The 15,396-nt window shown below is 44.2% G+C and carries 12 protein-coding genes and 1 other annotated feature; all 12 genes read left to right on the top strand.

Features of this window, described 5'->3' with window-relative positions:
• The first annotated feature begins 14 nt into the window (after nt 1-14).
• Nucleotides 15-1,016 (top strand): porphobilinogen synthase, encoded by a 1,002-nt coding sequence (gene hemB / locus ACWPWY_RS14500; RefSeq protein ID WP_454192311.1) that lies wholly within the window; start codon nt 15-17, stop codon nt 1,014-1,016.
• A 46-nt stretch (nt 1,017-1,062) separates the two neighbouring features.
• Nucleotides 1,063-2,367 carry a glutamate-1-semialdehyde 2,1-aminomutase gene (gene hemL, locus ACWPWY_RS14495; protein ID WP_454192310.1) on the top strand — a complete coding sequence of 435 codons (1,305 nt, stop codon included), beginning with the start codon at nt 1,063-1,065 and terminating at the stop codon, nt 2,365-2,367.
• Nucleotides 2,364-3,269, top strand: coding sequence for an RluA family pseudouridine synthase (locus tag ACWPWY_RS14490; RefSeq protein ID WP_454192309.1), 906 nt, complete (start codon nt 2,364-2,366; stop codon nt 3,267-3,269). Before hemL ends, ACWPWY_RS14490 begins: the two co-directional genes overlap by 4 nt.
• A 146-nt stretch (nt 3,270-3,415) precedes the next feature.
• Nucleotides 3,416-4,750 carry a LysM peptidoglycan-binding domain-containing protein gene (locus ACWPWY_RS14485; RefSeq protein ID WP_454192308.1) on the top strand — a complete coding sequence of 445 codons (1,335 nt, stop codon included), beginning with the start codon at nt 3,416-3,418 and terminating at the stop codon, nt 4,748-4,750.
• A 231-nt stretch (nt 4,751-4,981) separates the two neighbouring features.
• Nucleotides 4,982-5,264 (top strand) — a binding site (T-box leader).
• Nucleotides 5,265-5,343: 79 nt separating this feature from the next.
• A complete protein-coding gene (locus tag ACWPWY_RS14480; protein WP_454192307.1) occupies nt 5,344-8,022 on the top strand; it encodes a valine--tRNA ligase in 2,679 nt (892 codons plus the stop codon).
• A 69-nt stretch (nt 8,023-8,091) separates the two neighbouring features.
• Nucleotides 8,092-9,468: a bifunctional folylpolyglutamate synthase/dihydrofolate synthase gene (locus ACWPWY_RS14475; RefSeq protein WP_454192306.1), complete on the top strand. Its 1,377-nt coding sequence runs from the start codon at nt 8,092-8,094 to the stop codon at nt 9,466-9,468.
• A gap of 7 nt (nt 9,469-9,475) precedes the next feature.
• Nucleotides 9,476-10,843 carry a UDP-N-acetylmuramate--L-alanine ligase gene (gene murC, locus ACWPWY_RS14470; RefSeq protein WP_454192891.1) on the top strand — a complete coding sequence of 456 codons (1,368 nt, stop codon included), beginning with the start codon at nt 9,476-9,478 and terminating at the stop codon, nt 10,841-10,843.
• Between the two features lie 126 nt (nt 10,844-10,969).
• The gene (locus tag ACWPWY_RS14465) at nt 10,970-12,274 is read left to right on the top strand and encodes an SPOR domain-containing protein (protein ID WP_454192305.1); all 1,305 of its coding nucleotides are present in this window, start codon (nt 10,970-10,972) and stop codon (nt 12,272-12,274) included.
• Nucleotides 12,275-12,299: 25 nt separating this feature from the next.
• Nucleotides 12,300-12,638, top strand: a complete 339-nt coding sequence (locus ACWPWY_RS14460; RefSeq protein ID WP_404822638.1) for a DUF4321 domain-containing protein — start codon at nt 12,300-12,302, stop codon at nt 12,636-12,638.
• A 102-nt stretch (nt 12,639-12,740) separates the two neighbouring features.
• Nucleotides 12,741-13,358: a Maf family protein gene (locus tag ACWPWY_RS14455; RefSeq protein ID WP_454192304.1), complete on the top strand. Its 618-nt coding sequence runs from the start codon at nt 12,741-12,743 to the stop codon at nt 13,356-13,358.
• Nucleotides 13,359-13,443: 85 nt separating this feature from the next.
• The gene (gene radC / locus ACWPWY_RS14450; protein WP_454192303.1) at nt 13,444-14,133 is read left to right on the top strand and encodes a RadC family protein; all 690 of its coding nucleotides are present in this window, start codon (nt 13,444-13,446) and stop codon (nt 14,131-14,133) included.
• Between the two features lie 154 nt (nt 14,134-14,287).
• Complete coding sequence (locus ACWPWY_RS14445; RefSeq protein ID WP_191802251.1) at nt 14,288-15,304, top strand: rod shape-determining protein; 1,017 nt, start codon at nt 14,288-14,290, stop codon at nt 15,302-15,304.
• Nucleotides 15,305-15,396 lie beyond the last annotated feature (92 nt).

Below are 15,396 nucleotides of genomic sequence, written 5' to 3'. Positions count from 1 at the left end.
GGGAATTATTAATTATGGGATTTCCAAATGTTAGACTTCGTCGCTTGCGCAGTACGGCCGCAATTCGCAGTATGGTGCGTGAAACACATCTTCATGTGAGTGATTTTATTCAACCTATTTATGTAACTTACGGAACAGGAGTGAAACAGGAGATTTCTTCAATGCCTGGTGTCTACCGTTTTTCATTAGATACTTTAAAAGAAGAAGTACAAGAGATTGCTGAACTCGGTATTCCGGCTGTGCTTTTGTTTGGAATTCCGGAAACGAAAGATGCAGTGGGTTCATCTGCTTACGTCGAAGATGGAATTGTCCAGGAAGCGACAAGGCTGATCAAATCATGGTATCCAGACCTTCTGGTTGTTGCTGATACTTGCTTGTGTGAGTTTACAGATCATGGACACTGCGGAATGATTCATACTCATGAAAGAGATGGGCATGTACATGCACATGTTCTGAATGATGAATCGCTTGATCTACTGGTGAGAACGGCGATATCCCAAGCGGAAGCAGGGGCGGATATTATTGCTCCTTCTAACATGATGGATGGTTTTGTTGGTGCAATTCGTCAAGGTTTAGATGCAGCTGGTTATGAAAATATTCCCATTATGTCCTACTCAGTAAAATATGCTTCCGGTTTCTATGGACCTTTCCGTGAAGCAGCTGACTCTGCTCCGCAGTATGGGGATCGTAAAGGCTATCAGATGGATCCAGCGAATGCACGTGAAGCACTTCGTGAAGCAGAAAGTGATGTTCTCGAAGGAGCAGATATGCTGATGGTAAAACCATCTCTTTCCTATTTAGACGTGATGCGAACCCTCAAAGATCAGTTTGATCTCCCGCTGGTCGCTTACAACGTAAGCGGTGAATATGCGATGGTGAAAGCAGCAGCAATGAACGGATGGATTGATGAGAAATCAGTGGCTATGGAGATTTTGCTGAGCATGAAACGAGCAGGTGCAGATATGATCATTACTTACTATGGTAAAGATGCGGCTCGCTGGCTCTCAGAAAAATAAGGAACGGCAGAAGTAGGAAGTGACTACACAAAGAGGAGTGAAAGTAATGAGCAGCAATCAACGTCAGCCTCGTATGGAGGAACGGTCAAGTAAAGCTTTTGAAGAAGCAAAACAATATATGCCGGGCGGAGTGAACAGTCCCGTTCGTGCTTTTAAATCCGTTGGACTTACACCAATCTATGCAGATCACGGTATTGGATCAAGAATCTATGATATCGATGGGAATTCATTTATTGATTATGTGGCTTCCTGGGGACCGCTTATTATGGGACATGCTCATCCAGAGGTCATTACTGCGATCCAAGAGACGGCAGTAAAAGGTACAAGCTTTGGCGCACCAACCTTAATAGAGACGGAAATGGCGAAACTTGTCTGCGAACGGGTGCCATCCATTGATATTGTGCGAATGGTCAATTCGGGAACCGAAGCAACGATGAGTGCAATCCGGCTGGCTCGGGGAGTAACGGGACGAAGTAAAATTTTGAAATTCGAAGGCTCTTATCATGGACATGCAGACAGTTTGCTTATTAAAGCAGGCTCTGGAGTAGCTACGCTTGGTCTGCCGGATAGTCCAGGTGTTCCAGAAGGTGTTGCTGTAAATACGATCACCGTACCTTATAATGATCTCGAATCGGTAGCCGTAGCGTTTGAGAAATTTGGAGAAGAGATCGCAGCTGTTATCGTCGAACCGGTTGCTGGGAATATGGGGGTCGTTCCGCCCGTATCTGGATTCTTGGAAGGGCTTCGCCAAATGACAGAAGATTACGGAAGTATTCTCATTTTTGATGAAGTTATGACTGGTTTCCGGGTGGGACTTAACAGTGCTCAAGGCCGATTTGGAGTAACACCGGATTTGACATGCCTTGGTAAAGTAATTGGTGGCGGACTGCCTGTGGGTGCTTATGGCGGTCGTCGGGATCTTATGGAACAGATCGCTCCTTCGGGACCGATCTATCAAGCGGGTACACTGAGCGGCAATCCGCTTGCTATGGCAGCAGGTTTGACTACGCTTCGTTTGCTCAATCAAGAAGTCTATGATCGTTTGGAGATGTTAGGAGCAAAGCTGCAAGCTGGTTTTGAGAAAAATGCACGTGAGCTGGGTATTCCCGTAACAATTAATCGGGTAGGTTCGATGGTATGTCCTTTCTTTACGGAGGTGCCTGTAACGAACTATGATATCGCGAAATCAAGTAATCTCGATCGCTTCCGGGCTTATTTCGGACATTTGCTTCAAGAAGGAGTCAGCGTAGCGCCATCTCAATTTGAAGGAATGTTTATTTCGGGTGTGCATTCCGAACAAGATATCGAAGAAACAATTGAAGCTAATTATAATGCGCTGAGAAAACTATGATTACTTCCAAAAGAAGAGGAGAATGGCTGGAGCTTACTCCAGGAAAAAAGGCACTCTCTGGTGAGAATCGAAATGAAGCTGCTGAAGCTTGGCTCTTGCAGGAGCTGGGCATGCCGCCTAAACTTCTTCATGAATTGAAGCGAAATCAAGGAATCAAAATTGCGGGGGACCGGCTGAGGCTGGCCCTTTTTCCGTCTGTACCGCTAGGTATCTCTCCGCGTTATTTCTTGCTTGATATTTTATACGAGGATGATTTTTGTCTTGTCGTTAATAAACCGACAGGTATGCCAGTCCATCCTGATGGGAATGAGCGACATGAGGGAATTATTACGCTGGATCATGCGGTCGCTGCCTACTATGAATCTGAGGGCCAAGAGATTGCGGTACGCCATATTCATCGGCTTGATGTTGATACATCCGGGCCTGTGCTTTATGCCAAGAATCGATATGCTGAATTAAAACTAAATTCGATGATGGAACAAAAAGCGATTGATCGAGCCTATGTGGCAATCGTTCATGGAGTCATTACTCAGAATCAAGAAGTGTTAGAATATCCAATAGGCAAAGATCGTCATCACAAACAGAGAAGAAGAGTTTCGCCTACAGGGCAACATGCGGTAACTCATATGAAAGTCTCTGAACGTTTAAATGAGGCAACTCTTGTTCGTCTGCAATTGGAGACGGGGAGAACCCATCAGATCAGAGTTCACCTCAGCCACGTCGGTCATCCTTTATTCGGTGATACACTCTACGGGGGCAGAAGTGAAGGGATTCGCAGGCAAGCTCTTCACGGGGAGAGGCTTACATTTCATCATCCGTTTACAGGAGAGTTGCTTCGTATTGAGGCACCTTGGCCGGAAGATATTACGGAACTATATGAAGCGAGAAAAAAAGTGGAATAGATCGAATACTCATAAATTGGTATGAGTCCTCTATTTAGAGCATATACATGTCAACGAGAAGAAACTTATTGTTAAACTCTCGTTACATGAGCGAAAGCCATGGTCTTTTTCATGGTAACTATATGCCCGAAAGGAGGACTACAGCTATGTTAAACCCGCCCTACGGACTTCGGTTTGATATTTATGAACGTGTTCAATTACCAGAACATGTTCCCGCCATTGCAGAGCTTGAAGAGATTGAACTCTATCCTCGAATACAGGTGATTACAGATCAGGAACATGCAGCGCTTCGGGGGCATTTGCTGTTGTCAGGTGTGTATATTGGTGAGAATAAGGAACAGGAAGGTTTGCAGCACCTCATTCCGGTGGAGATTACGATTCCGCTTAGCCGGGTTGCCTCTGTGGATGAGATCGCTGTTGAGATTGAGAATTTTGATGTCGACCTATTGTCTACAAGAAGTTTGAATATTACCGGGGTGTTGTCTCTCAGAGGAATAGAAGGAATTCAAACAGAGGAAACTCCTGCTTGGAATTCGGACGAATTTACTGTAGTTCACACGAACTCCGCTTCTGAACAGGAGAATAACGCACCAAAAGAGTACACCGGATATAATCCATATCAACGCGATCCTGCTACGGATGGTGGTGAAGCTTCATTTGAGCAAGAGCATACGAGTGACACTTCTCCGGTACCACCTACATTTTATGCTCCTTATATAACACCGACTTCGGTTCATAATGAAGAACAGGAGGAGCGAGACGTTTGGAATCTTCCTTATGAGACTCTATCGGTAGATGAAGGTTCTAATCAGCAGGAAGACTCTAATATAGAAGAGCGGAGAATAAAGAATCAAGAGAACTGGGAGCTAAGAGAGACAAAAGATAATCAGGATGCAGAAGAAGGAAATTCTGCGACTGAACTCTCTGCCGCGCCAGAAGTTTGGCATTTTGAAACGCCTGCGGAACCTGTTGTAAGTCTTCAAGATGCAGAACTGCCTATAGAAGAACAAACTGCAGAACCTGCCACGGTGCAGCGAGACGATCAGGAGATTACCTGGGAGGATGAGGGAGTGCTGCTTACAGCAGATGTACCTCAGCCAGAGGAAGAAGACGAAAAGCCGGAGCTAAAAGTTGCTTTTGGCAGTAAAAAAGAGAGTGATGCCCCTGCCGCTGATTCGTATGGAATTACCTCTCTTCTTCAGAAGAGCAAGAGAACAGAAGAAGTTCTACAGTTAGAGGAACAGATTCCCGTAGAAAAGCGTGAAGAAGAGCAGACAGAAGATGTACAGTGGAAAAACCTATTTCTTGGCGGTAGTTCTGAGCAGACGCCATTCAAGAGGGTCAAGCTTTGTATAGTACAACGGGAAGAAACTTTGGATACGATTGCAGATAGGTATCAACTAAGCACGCGTGAGTTACAGCTGTATAATCGTTTATCTGAGCAGTCGATTGAAGAGGGACAGGTGCTTTACATTCCTTAGGCCTAATATTAAAATAATGTGTTCTTGGGCGTAATAACGACCAGGGGCACTTTTTTTAATTATTTTGTGTTACATAGAATTCAGCTATTATCCCGCTCCAGTCTTTCCCTATGCGGGAAATAGGCATTCGCCTGTTGACGAATTTAGGCTAGAAATGTATGATGTCTGTAGGATTGGGGATACAATGAATATAATTCATTGTGGTTCGTATAGATCCCTTGAATTACACATGGAACAACGAAGAACGGGAGTAGTAAGCAGTGAACCCTTCAGAGAGTGGAATCGAGTGGTGTGAGATTCCGCAGGATACTTTACTGACCGAAGTCACCCGGGAGTTGCCCTTTTGAATGCTTTCGTATGTTTTGTACATAGAGAGCACTAGAATGTGGCCGGCTGCAGCCGTTATACTGTCTAACAAAGTGTCATATCAAGCCCGCAAACTAAAGTTTGTGGTAATTATGTTTTGGTATGAAACAAAGGTGGTACCGCGAAAGAATGACCTTTCGTCCTTTGAGGATGAAGGGTCTTTTTGTTTTTTTATCGCTACTGATGAAAATGTATTTTGAAGTTCTAAATTAACAGGAGGAATGTATATGTCTGAAGCAACAAATCAACCCAATCAACCCAATCAGACGGAAATGCCAACCACTTATGATCCGCATGCTGCGGAGCAGAAGTGGTACCCGTATTGGATGGAAAACAATTTCTTTAAAGCAGGTCAGCGTAAGGATGCACAGCCTTTTACCATTGTAATTCCACCGCCAAACGTAACGGGTATGCTTCATATCGGTCATGCGCTGGACTTTACACTTCAGGATATTATTATCCGTGCGAAACGGATGCAAGGTTATGACGCGCTCTGGCTGCCTGGTTCTGACCATGCAGGGATTGCAACTCAAACCAAAGTAGAGCAAAAATTGAGAGAAGACGGAATTACTCGTTATGATCTCGGACGCGAAAAGTTTCTTGAGAAGGTTTGGGACTGGAAAGAAGAATATAACAGTACGATTCGTTCCCAATGGGCAAAAATGGGCTTGTCTCTTGACTACTCTCGCGAGCGTTTTACGCTGGATGAAGGGTTGTCAAAAGCGGTACGTGAAGTGTTTGTTACACTATATAATAAAGGTCTTATCTACCGCGGAAAACGTATCATTAACTGGGATCCGGCAGCACGTACGGCTTTATCTGATATTGAAGTTGAATATAAAGAAGTACAAGGTCACTTGTACCATCTGAAATATGATTTAAAAGACGGCAGCGGCTCTATTACCGTTGCAACGACAAGACCAGAAACCATGCTTGGTGATACGGCTGTTGCGGTTCATCCCGAAGATGACCGTTACAAAGATATGATTGGCAAAGTACTTGTACTGCCGATTATTGGCCGTGAAATTCCTGTTATTGCAGATGAATATGTAGACAAAGAGTTCGGTAGCGGAGCGGTAAAAATTACGCCTGCACATGATCCAAATGACTTTGAAGTCGGTCTTCGACACGACCTGCCCCAAATCACGGTTATGGATGAGACGGGTACCATGAACGGGGAAGCTGGTAAATATAAAGGGCTTGACCGTAGTGAGTGTCGTAAGCAGATCGTTGCTGACCTTAAGGAACTCGGTGTTCTTATTAACATTGAAGACCATGTGCATCAAGTGGGTCATAGTGAGCGTTCAGGTGCTGTTGTAGAACCTTATCTGTCTACACAGTGGTTTGTTGCGATGCAGCCGCTTGCGGAAAGAGCTATTGAAGCTCAGAAGAGCGGAAAAGGTGTGAATTTTGTTCCAGATCGTTTTGAGAGAACGTATCTGCACTGGATTGAGAATGTTCGCGACTGGTGTATTTCTCGTCAGCTCTGGTGGGGACACCGTATTCCAGCATGGTACTGTAATGCTTGCGGAGAGCTTCATGTTAGCCAGGAAGACCTCACGACTTGTACCAAGTGTGGGTCTGCAGATCTTCGTCAAGACGAAGATGTTCTTGATACTTGGTTTAGTTCGGCGTTATGGCCTTTCTCTACTCTAGGATGGCCTGAAGACGCAGAAGATCTGAAACGCTACTATCCAACGTCTGTGCTCGTGACTGGGTACGATATCATTTACTTCTGGGTAGCTCGAATGATCTTTACAGCACTTGAATTTACAGATGAAATTCCGTTTAAGGATGTACTGATGCATGGTCTAGTACGAGATGCAGAAGGACGCAAAATGTCGAAGTCGCTTGGCAACGGGGTAGATCCGCTTGAAGTTATTGAAAAATATGGGGCAGATGCAATGCGTTATATGATTTCAACAAGCAGCACACCAGGACAAGATCTTCGTTTCCGCTGGGAACGTGTAGAACAAGCACGTAACTTTGCGAATAAGATTTGGAATGCTTCCCGTTTTGCTCTCATGAATCTGGAAGGCATTAAATATGAGGACATTGACATTACAGGTGAACTATCCACAGCTGATCGCTGGATTCTGCATCGCCTAAATGAAACTGCAAAAGAAGTAACTCGTCTTATGGACGCTTATGAATTTGGAGAAACCGGACGTGCGCTGTATAACTTCATATGGGATGATCTCTGTGACTGGTACATCGAATTCTCCAAATTGACGTTATATGGTGAGGATGAGCAGGCAAAACGTAAGACACAGTCGGTACTTGCTTATGTACTGGATCGTACAATGCGTCTTATTCATCCGTTCATGCCGTTTATTTCCGAGGAAATCTGGCAGCATTTGCCGCATAAAGGAGAGACCATTTCGCTTGCAGCATGGCCTGAATTTACCGAAGAACTGGTTAACGATCAGGCTGTAGCTGAGATGAATATGCTGATGGATCTCATTCGTGCTGTTCGTAATGTTCGTGCAGAAGTAAATGTGCCAATGAGTAAGAAGATTGAAATGAATGTAAATGCAAGTAATGCAGATGCGCTGCAGATCATCGACAACAACCTTGTTTATGTTAGCAGATTCTGTAATACTTCTGATCTGACTACAGGTATTTCTTTACCTACACCGGAGAAAGCGATGACGGCCATTGTATCAGGTGCTGAAATTTATTTCCCGCTCGCAGGACTTATCGATATTGACCAAGAAATCGCTCGTCTTGAGAAAGAACGCGAGAATTTAGATAAAGAAGTGCTTCGCATTGAGAAAAAACTTGGCAATGAAGGTTTCGTATCCAAAGCACCAGCTAAAGTAATTGAAGAAGAGCGTGCAAAACTTGCGGATTATTCGGATAAACGCAGTAAAGTCATTGCTCGTATTGCTGAACTACAAAGCTAATTCGGTTATAATTTCGCGGTATCCCTTAAAGAATAGTCTCACAAATTTCGCAATCGGAGGGTGAAGAAAATGTCTGAAAATACGGGGGCTGCTTGTGCAGCTCCTTTACAAACCTACAATGATGCAGTAGCTTGGATAAACAATCTAATTCCTTTTGGAATTAGACCGGGGCTATCCCGTATTGAATTGTTATTATCTAAGCTGGGCGACCCTCATAAACATCTAAAATTCATTCATGTCGCGGGAACGAACGGAAAAGGATCGACTTGTGCCTTTCTGACTTCTACCCTTAGACAGGGCGGGTATGATGTAGGGACATTTACTTCTCCGTATATCACCAAGTTTACAAACCGTTTTCAGTATAATGAAGAAGACATCCCGGAAGACACTATGTTGCAGCTGGCTAACAAGCTGAAGCCTCTTGTAGAAGAAGTGGCTGCTACAGAACTTGGATCTCCGACGATGTTTGAGGTTGCGACAGCGCTCGCAATTCTGTATTATGCGGAGGTATGCTATCCCGATGTGGTAGTATGGGAGACTGGGCTTGGGGGAAGGCTTGATGTAACTAATGTCGTGACCCCTATCATTTCGGTGATTACGAGTATTGGTTTTGACCATACCGATATTCTTGGGGATACGATTGAACAAATTACATCTGAAAAAGCAGGGATTATTAAACCCGGCGTCCCTGTGGTCACTACGGTTGAACAGCCGGAAGCAATTCGTATCATTCGTGAAACCTGTGCTGAGAAAAAATCAACCCTGTATGTTGCAGGTGAACAGTTTACTTATGAGCAACTTGAGGTTAATAAGAATGGTCAAAGATTCCATTATAATGGACCGTTTCGTGAACTTGATGTGGAGCTGACAATGCAGGGCAAGCACCAAAGTGCAAATGCTGCCTGTGCTCTGATGACACTTGAAGTGCTGCGCCAGTACATGGCGTTCTATATGGAAGAGGAAGATTTGAAAAAAGGATTTCAAAGGGCTTTCTGGGCCGGACGTTTTGAGAAAGTGTCCGATGATCCGCTTCTTATTTTGGATGGGGCACACAATCCGGAAGGTGCAGAAACACTTGCCAGAACGATAAAGGATTTGTATGCAGATCGGAAAATAATTTTAATGATGGGCATGCTGGAGAATAAGCATCACAAATCATATTTGCAGCATATACTGCCACTAGTGGATACGCTTATCCTGACTGAGCCTGATTTCCGACGTAAAATGGATGCGGCACAGTTAAAAAATATGGTAGAAGAGCTTCGTCCATCCTTTGCCAAACCAAACCTTGACATCATTGTAGAACCTTCATGGAAAAATGCACTGAGCTTACTTAAGTTACGGACGGAAGCGGACGATCTGGGGATTGTGTCCGGCACATTGTATTTAATTGCAGATGTTCGGGCCAGTCTTTTGTATCAAACCGATTCTGAAAAAGGTTGGTGAAAACTTGTTGAATACTACGGAACATGTACATTTTATCGGTATCGGCGGCTATGGGATGAGCGCCATTGCAAGAGTTATGCTAGAGATGGGTTATACGGTAACAGGCTCGGATGTGGCATCCCAGGAGCTAACTGAAAAGCTCGCCGCAAAAGGAGCAAAAGTATATATCGGCCATACGGCGGAACAGGTACACGGCGCAGATTTGGTCGTTTATTCAACGGCTGCGACTGCAGACAACGTGGAACGGGTTGAAGCGGAACAATTAAAAATTCCGGTTCTTCATCGTGCACAAATGTTGGCACGTTTACTTAACGAGCGTAAGGGAGTAGCCGTTGCGGGAGCGCATGGTAAGACAACGACTTCCTCTATGATCGCGCTTGTTATGGAAGAATGCGAAACAGATCCTACTTACATCATCGGCGGGGAGATTATGAATCTCGGAACGAATGCCAAGGCAGGTAAAGGCGATTGTGTCGTTGCTGAGGCAGACGAGAGTGATGGTTCATTCTTGCATTACCATCCTTGGATTGGGATTGTAACCAACCTGGAAGCCGACCATCTTGAAAATTACAACAACGATTTTAACGAGTTGAAAAATGCTTACGTGAAGTTTTTAAATCAGGTAAAACCTGAGGGCTGTGCAATTGTTTGTGCAGATGATGAGAACATTCAGAGCATTATGCCACAACTCAAATCTAACATTATTACTTATGCAATTGATGCGGAAGCGGATTATACAGCAACGGATCTTACACTTGGCGATCGTCGTATCTCATTTACGATGAATCATCGCGGAGCTCCGCTCGGCAAAGTAGAGCTATCAGTACCTGGTAAACATAATGTAAGCAACGCAATGGCAACGATTATCACTTGTTTAGAAGCAGGAATTCCATTTGAATCCGTCGTAAAAGCAATCGTGAAATTCAGCGGTGCAAAACGCAGATTCCAGGTGCTTGGTGAAGCACGTGATATTCTGATTATTGATGATTATGCTCATCATCCTACAGAGATCGAAGCTACAATCAGTGCTGCAAAAGCGACAGGGAAGCGGATTATTGCCGTATTCCAGCCGCAACGTTATACGCGAACATTCTTCTTGCTAGATGCATTTAGTCGCGCTTTTGCGGAAGCGGATGAAGTTATTATTACGGATATTTTCTCTCCTGCCGGGGAGAAACAAATTGAAGGGGTTCATTCCTCTAAATTGGTTGAGCTTATCAAACAAAACAGTAATCCAAATGCAACCTACTTCCCAACAAAAGAGGATGTAGTTACACATCTGGAACACCGATTAAACCCAGGCGATCTAGTGCTAACTATGGGAGCAGGGGATATTTGGAAAGCTGGATATGAGCTGGCTAAAGGCTTGAAATAGGCGACTCGACAAGAACAATCATAAAAAGCATCATTTCTGCGATAGGGCAGAGATGGTGCTTTTTATGCATATATCGCATGTTTCACACATATAGCTGATAAAAAGGACAAGGGAGGGGCTTACACCGTGAATAAGGCGAGAATGACATTTCGTTTTGGTGAGGAATCTCAGAACACTTCTCATCAGCTTCCCAACCACATAACAGAAAAAAAGGAGTCTCCTCGTACTAATCAAATGATTGCTTTGGGAACTAAAATAAATCCAATCTCGCTGGATCGTAGCGTCCCTCCACTCGAAACACATCACCAGTTAGATGGGGAAAAAGATCGGTCAGGTTACAGTGAACGGAATCTTTCAGAAAATCTTTCCGCAGAGCAGCAAGCAGGAAAGGAAGATACCTATTACGGAAATCCAATCTATGATGATTGGGGCGAACCTTTTGGTCCCTATGCTGGTTCTTCGATGATCGAGAAAAGGACAGTTACCGAGGACTCTTCTGACAGGGAAGATCATAGGGATCCATATGATGATTTGCCTATGCAGCATTACCCGGAGGTAACCACTAAATCATATTCTGTCCATCATCGAAAATCGCCAGGAGGATGGAAAGTATTTGGATCGGTAACTGCCGCGGTAATGACAGGCGTGTTATTTGGATTTGTAGCCATGTCTATGTTGGATCCTGAGACGAGTACAGCTCCTCAGACTGTAACGGAAACGGCAGTAGGGACAGACCTTATTTCTCCTACTAAAAATTCACAGACACAAACGTTGGGAACGGAAACTCCCAATATTGCTAGCACCACTGTATCTATACCAGGAGCGACTTATTTCATGCTTCAGTATGGTGTGTTCAGCACGACAGAAGGTGCAAGTCAAGCGAAGAAAGAGCTCACCCAGGCAGGGATTGCAGCAGGAAGTGACCCAATGGATGAAGCAAGAGTATATGCAGGGGTATCTTCCAATCGGGAGGAAGCAAAACTAATAAGTAATCAGCTGAAGACAGAAGGGGTAGAGCTATACGTAAGAGAGATCTCGCTGCCTGCCGTTTCAGATGTGGTATTCATAGGGAATGCAGATGTGGTCAGTCCTTTTTTTGAAAATAATAGAATACTTACTGACTTGCTTGCTTCTTTATCGATTACTCATATTGGCGAACAAGTTCAAACTGCTGTACCAAAGGACAAATTAAGTGAGATCTCGGATGCACATCAGCGATTTACGAGCAGTGTTGGAGCGGTTCATGCAGGACTCTCTGAGAACGGAAAGCAAATTGAACGGAAGATGGAGTCCTCTATGAATACCGCTATTAGTGCAGTCTCCGAATATAATAAAAACCCTAATAAAGAGCATATGTGGAAGGTGCAGTCTGCTGTAATGGATTATATCCTTCAAGAAAAACAGCTGTTAGAGGTAATGAAACAATCATAAGGCGTCCCTTTGGTCCGGCCGGGAAATGGAAATACTTCCCCAGGCCGGATTTGTATTTGTACTTACGCGTTGCTTCCCGTATAATAATGAAGGTGTCAAAATATGGCGAGGGAAGAGTACAATGAAAAAAAATTTCGGCATGTTGTTACTGTTTCTGCTCCTGGGTTGGCTGATAGGAGCCTTCATAGCCAAGGGTCTAGAGCAATTCAAGGCTCTTTCTATTCTAACGAATACGACGACAATAAGTTGGTCGCCAAAAGCAAATTTCGACATCATTAGTTATAACCTAAACATTCAATTAAAAATGAGCCTGCTTAGTCTGCTGGGTATGGTGTCAGCTATTTGGCTCTATCGCAAATTGTAAGCAGTATATTCACTTTGCACATCTTAGCAGTTTTAAGTCAGTACAGAAACGATTAAAACAGAGATGCTTATAGCATTATCGGTGAAGTAAGGAGTTATCCCTTTGAAAAAGCAGCAGAACCATCGAATCATTCTAGCCTCAACATCTCCACGTCGACGCGAACTTATTGCTTCTCTTAGGTTACCATTTGAAGTTGTTCCAAGTCATGCAGATGAGGACACACCAGCAGACTATACACCTGATCAAGTCGTTGAAGAATTAGCGCTTCGCAAGGCAAAGACGGTCTATGATTCCTACGAATCCAGTATGGAGGGTGCAATAGTAGTTGGAAGCGACACAATTGTCGTAATGGACGGAATGATACTTGGTAAACCGAAGGATGAGGAAGACGCTTTTCGAATGCTAGGTATGCTGCAGAATCGTACTCATGAGGTGTACTCCGGAGTGGCCTGCATATCGGGAGATACAGGACGTATCATCGTAGACCATCGTAAGACAAAAGTGAAGATGAAAGCACAAACGGATGAAGGAATACGTGCCTACATTGCAACCAAAGAACCATTCGATAAGGCAGGATCCTATGCAATTCAAGGCATTGGTTCCATACTGGTTGAATCTATTGAAGGTTGTTATTTTAACGTTGTAGGTTTGCCACTATCCTTGCTAAGCGAACAGCTTGCCGAGCTTGGTATGCATGTGCTTGCCATAGATGAAACGTAAAATTAGATATTATTAGATTCAATGAGACCTTATAGATTCAAATGGTGGGGAAAGTTCTAGGTTTGTTATTGAAAAGAGGGAAAAGATGAGTTCGCCAGGGTACATGTTGCGCGACATCCCCCAAGAACAGCGCCCGAGAGAACGCATGCTTCATCATGGGGCGGGTGCGCTTAGTCATGCAGAACTATTAGCTATCTTACTAAGGACAGGAACTCGGCAGGAATCTGCTATACATGTTGCTCAGCGAATTCTGAGTGAGGCAGGTAGTCTTCGTAATCTTGTTGATTTAAGTATCGAGGAACTGGTACAAATTAAAGGAGTTGGTCCTGCCAAAGCCGTTCAGCTCAAAGCGGGAATTGAACTAGGACAAAGATTGTCTCAGTCAAGGTTGCCTGGCAATCCAACAATACGAAGTCCAAGAGATGCAGCGGATTTATTAATGGAACAGCTTCGGTATTTGCAGAAAGAGCATTTTGTATGTCTGTTTCTAAACACCAAAAACCATGTAATAGCTCAGGAAACGCTCTCGATGGGCAGTCTTAATGCTGCTATTGTTCATCCAAGAGAAGTCTTTCGTGCAGCAATCAAATGCAGCAGCGCATCTCTGATTTGTGCACATAACCATCCCAGCGGAGATCCTACTCCAAGTCCAGAAGATATAAAGCTCACAAAGCGTCTTCTTGAGGCAGGAGAAATTGTAGGAATTGAGGTTTTGGATCACGTCGTGATCGGGGATGGGAAATTTGTAAGTTTGAAGGAACAAGGGTTCATATAATATAATGTGGTACGTTAACGGTTTATGAAGCGGAATAACAGGATACATACCTTGTGTTCTGATCTAGCTATTTATTGAATCGGATCATAAAGTTGCAGTTGCTCATGAAACAAGCAACGTTAATAATGCAGGGAAAAGAAAGGGAGATTACAGCATGTTAGGTGGCTTTACAAAAGATTTGGGAATTGACTTGGGAACGGCGAATACGCTCGTTTATGTCCGCGGAAAAGGAATTGTCGTAAGAGAACCATCCGTAGTTGCTATACGTACGGATACACAAGTCATTGAGGCAGTCGGAGAATCTGCCAAAAAGATGATTGGTCGTACACCAGGAAATATCCGTGCGATTAGACCGATGAAAGATGGCGTTATCGCTGATTTTGATACAACAGCTACAATGATTAAGTACTTTATTCGCCAAGCACAAAAACAGCGTTCTTTCTTCCATCGTCATCCGAATGTAATGGTATGTGTACCTTCCGGTATTACTGCTGTTGAACAACGCGCTGTAGAAGATGCAACAAAACAAGCAGGTGCACGTGAAGCTTATACCATTGAAGAGCCATTCGCAGCTGCGATTGGTGCTGATCTCCCGGTATGGGAACCGACAGGCAGCATGGTTGTTGATATCGGTGGAGGTACTACGGAAGTTGCAGTCATCTCTCTTGGAGGTATTGTTACAAGCCGTTCTGTACGTGTCGCAGGGGATGAGATGGATGAGTCGATCATTCAATACATCAAGCGTCAGTATAACCTTATGATTGGTGAACGTACATCAGAACAGCTCAAAATGGAGGTAGGTTCTGCCCTTCCACTAGATGCAGTAGAGACAATGGAGATTCGTGGTCGTGACCTTGTTACTGGGCTGCCTAAGACGATTACTATTACATCTGATGAAATCAGCGAAGCTTTGGCAGACACAGTAGGCTCTATTGTAGAAGCTGTAAAAGTTACACTTGAAAAATGTCCACCGGAACTCGCAGCCGATATTATGGATCGCGGTATTGTTCTAACTGGTGGAGGTGCGCTTCTTCGTAATCTAGACAAGCTCCTTGCTGGTGAAACAGGTATGCCTGTTATAGTAGCTGAGAATCCTCTGGATTGTGTAGCGATCGGTACAGGTAAAGCGCTGGACAATATTCATTTATTCAAATCAAGAAGTAAACGCTAAGCCGCGATAGTTTGTACTTTCAGCCCGCTGGCTGCATCCGCTGCGAGCTGAGCCGGTATGGCCGTAGGTGTTGATGCGATATGGCATCAATG

This window comes from Paenibacillus sp. Marseille-Q7038 (assembly GCF_965111595.1).
The sequence above is the reverse complement of the archived record's forward strand: the minus strand, read 5'-3'. Positions and strand labels throughout refer to the sequence as shown.

Bases quoted from the DNA above. Each gene is read 5' to 3' on its own strand.
- radC (WP_454192303.1), top strand. From the start codon at position 13,444: ATGAGTTCGCCAGGGTACATGTTGCGCGACATCCCCCAAGAACAGCGC.
- ACWPWY_RS14445 (WP_191802251.1), top strand. From the start codon at position 14,288: ATGTTAGGTGGCTTTACAAAAGATTTGGGAATTGACTTGGGAACGGCG.
- hemL (WP_454192310.1), top strand. From the start codon at position 1,063: ATGAGCAGCAATCAACGTCAGCCTCGTATGGAGGAACGGTCAAGTAAA.
- ACWPWY_RS14485 (WP_454192308.1), top strand. From the start codon at position 3,416: ATGTTAAACCCGCCCTACGGACTTCGGTTTGATATTTATGAACGTGTT.
- hemB (WP_454192311.1), top strand. From the start codon at position 15: ATGGGATTTCCAAATGTTAGACTTCGTCGCTTGCGCAGTACGGCCGCA.
- ACWPWY_RS14460 (WP_404822638.1), top strand. From the start codon at position 12,300: ATGGAAATACTTCCCCAGGCCGGATTTGTATTTGTACTTACGCGTTGC.
- ACWPWY_RS14475 (WP_454192306.1), top strand. From the start codon at position 8,092: ATGTCTGAAAATACGGGGGCTGCTTGTGCAGCTCCTTTACAAACCTAC.
- ACWPWY_RS14480 (WP_454192307.1), top strand. From the start codon at position 5,344: ATGTCTGAAGCAACAAATCAACCCAATCAACCCAATCAGACGGAAATG.
- ACWPWY_RS14490 (WP_454192309.1), top strand. From the start codon at position 2,364: ATGATTACTTCCAAAAGAAGAGGAGAATGGCTGGAGCTTACTCCAGGA.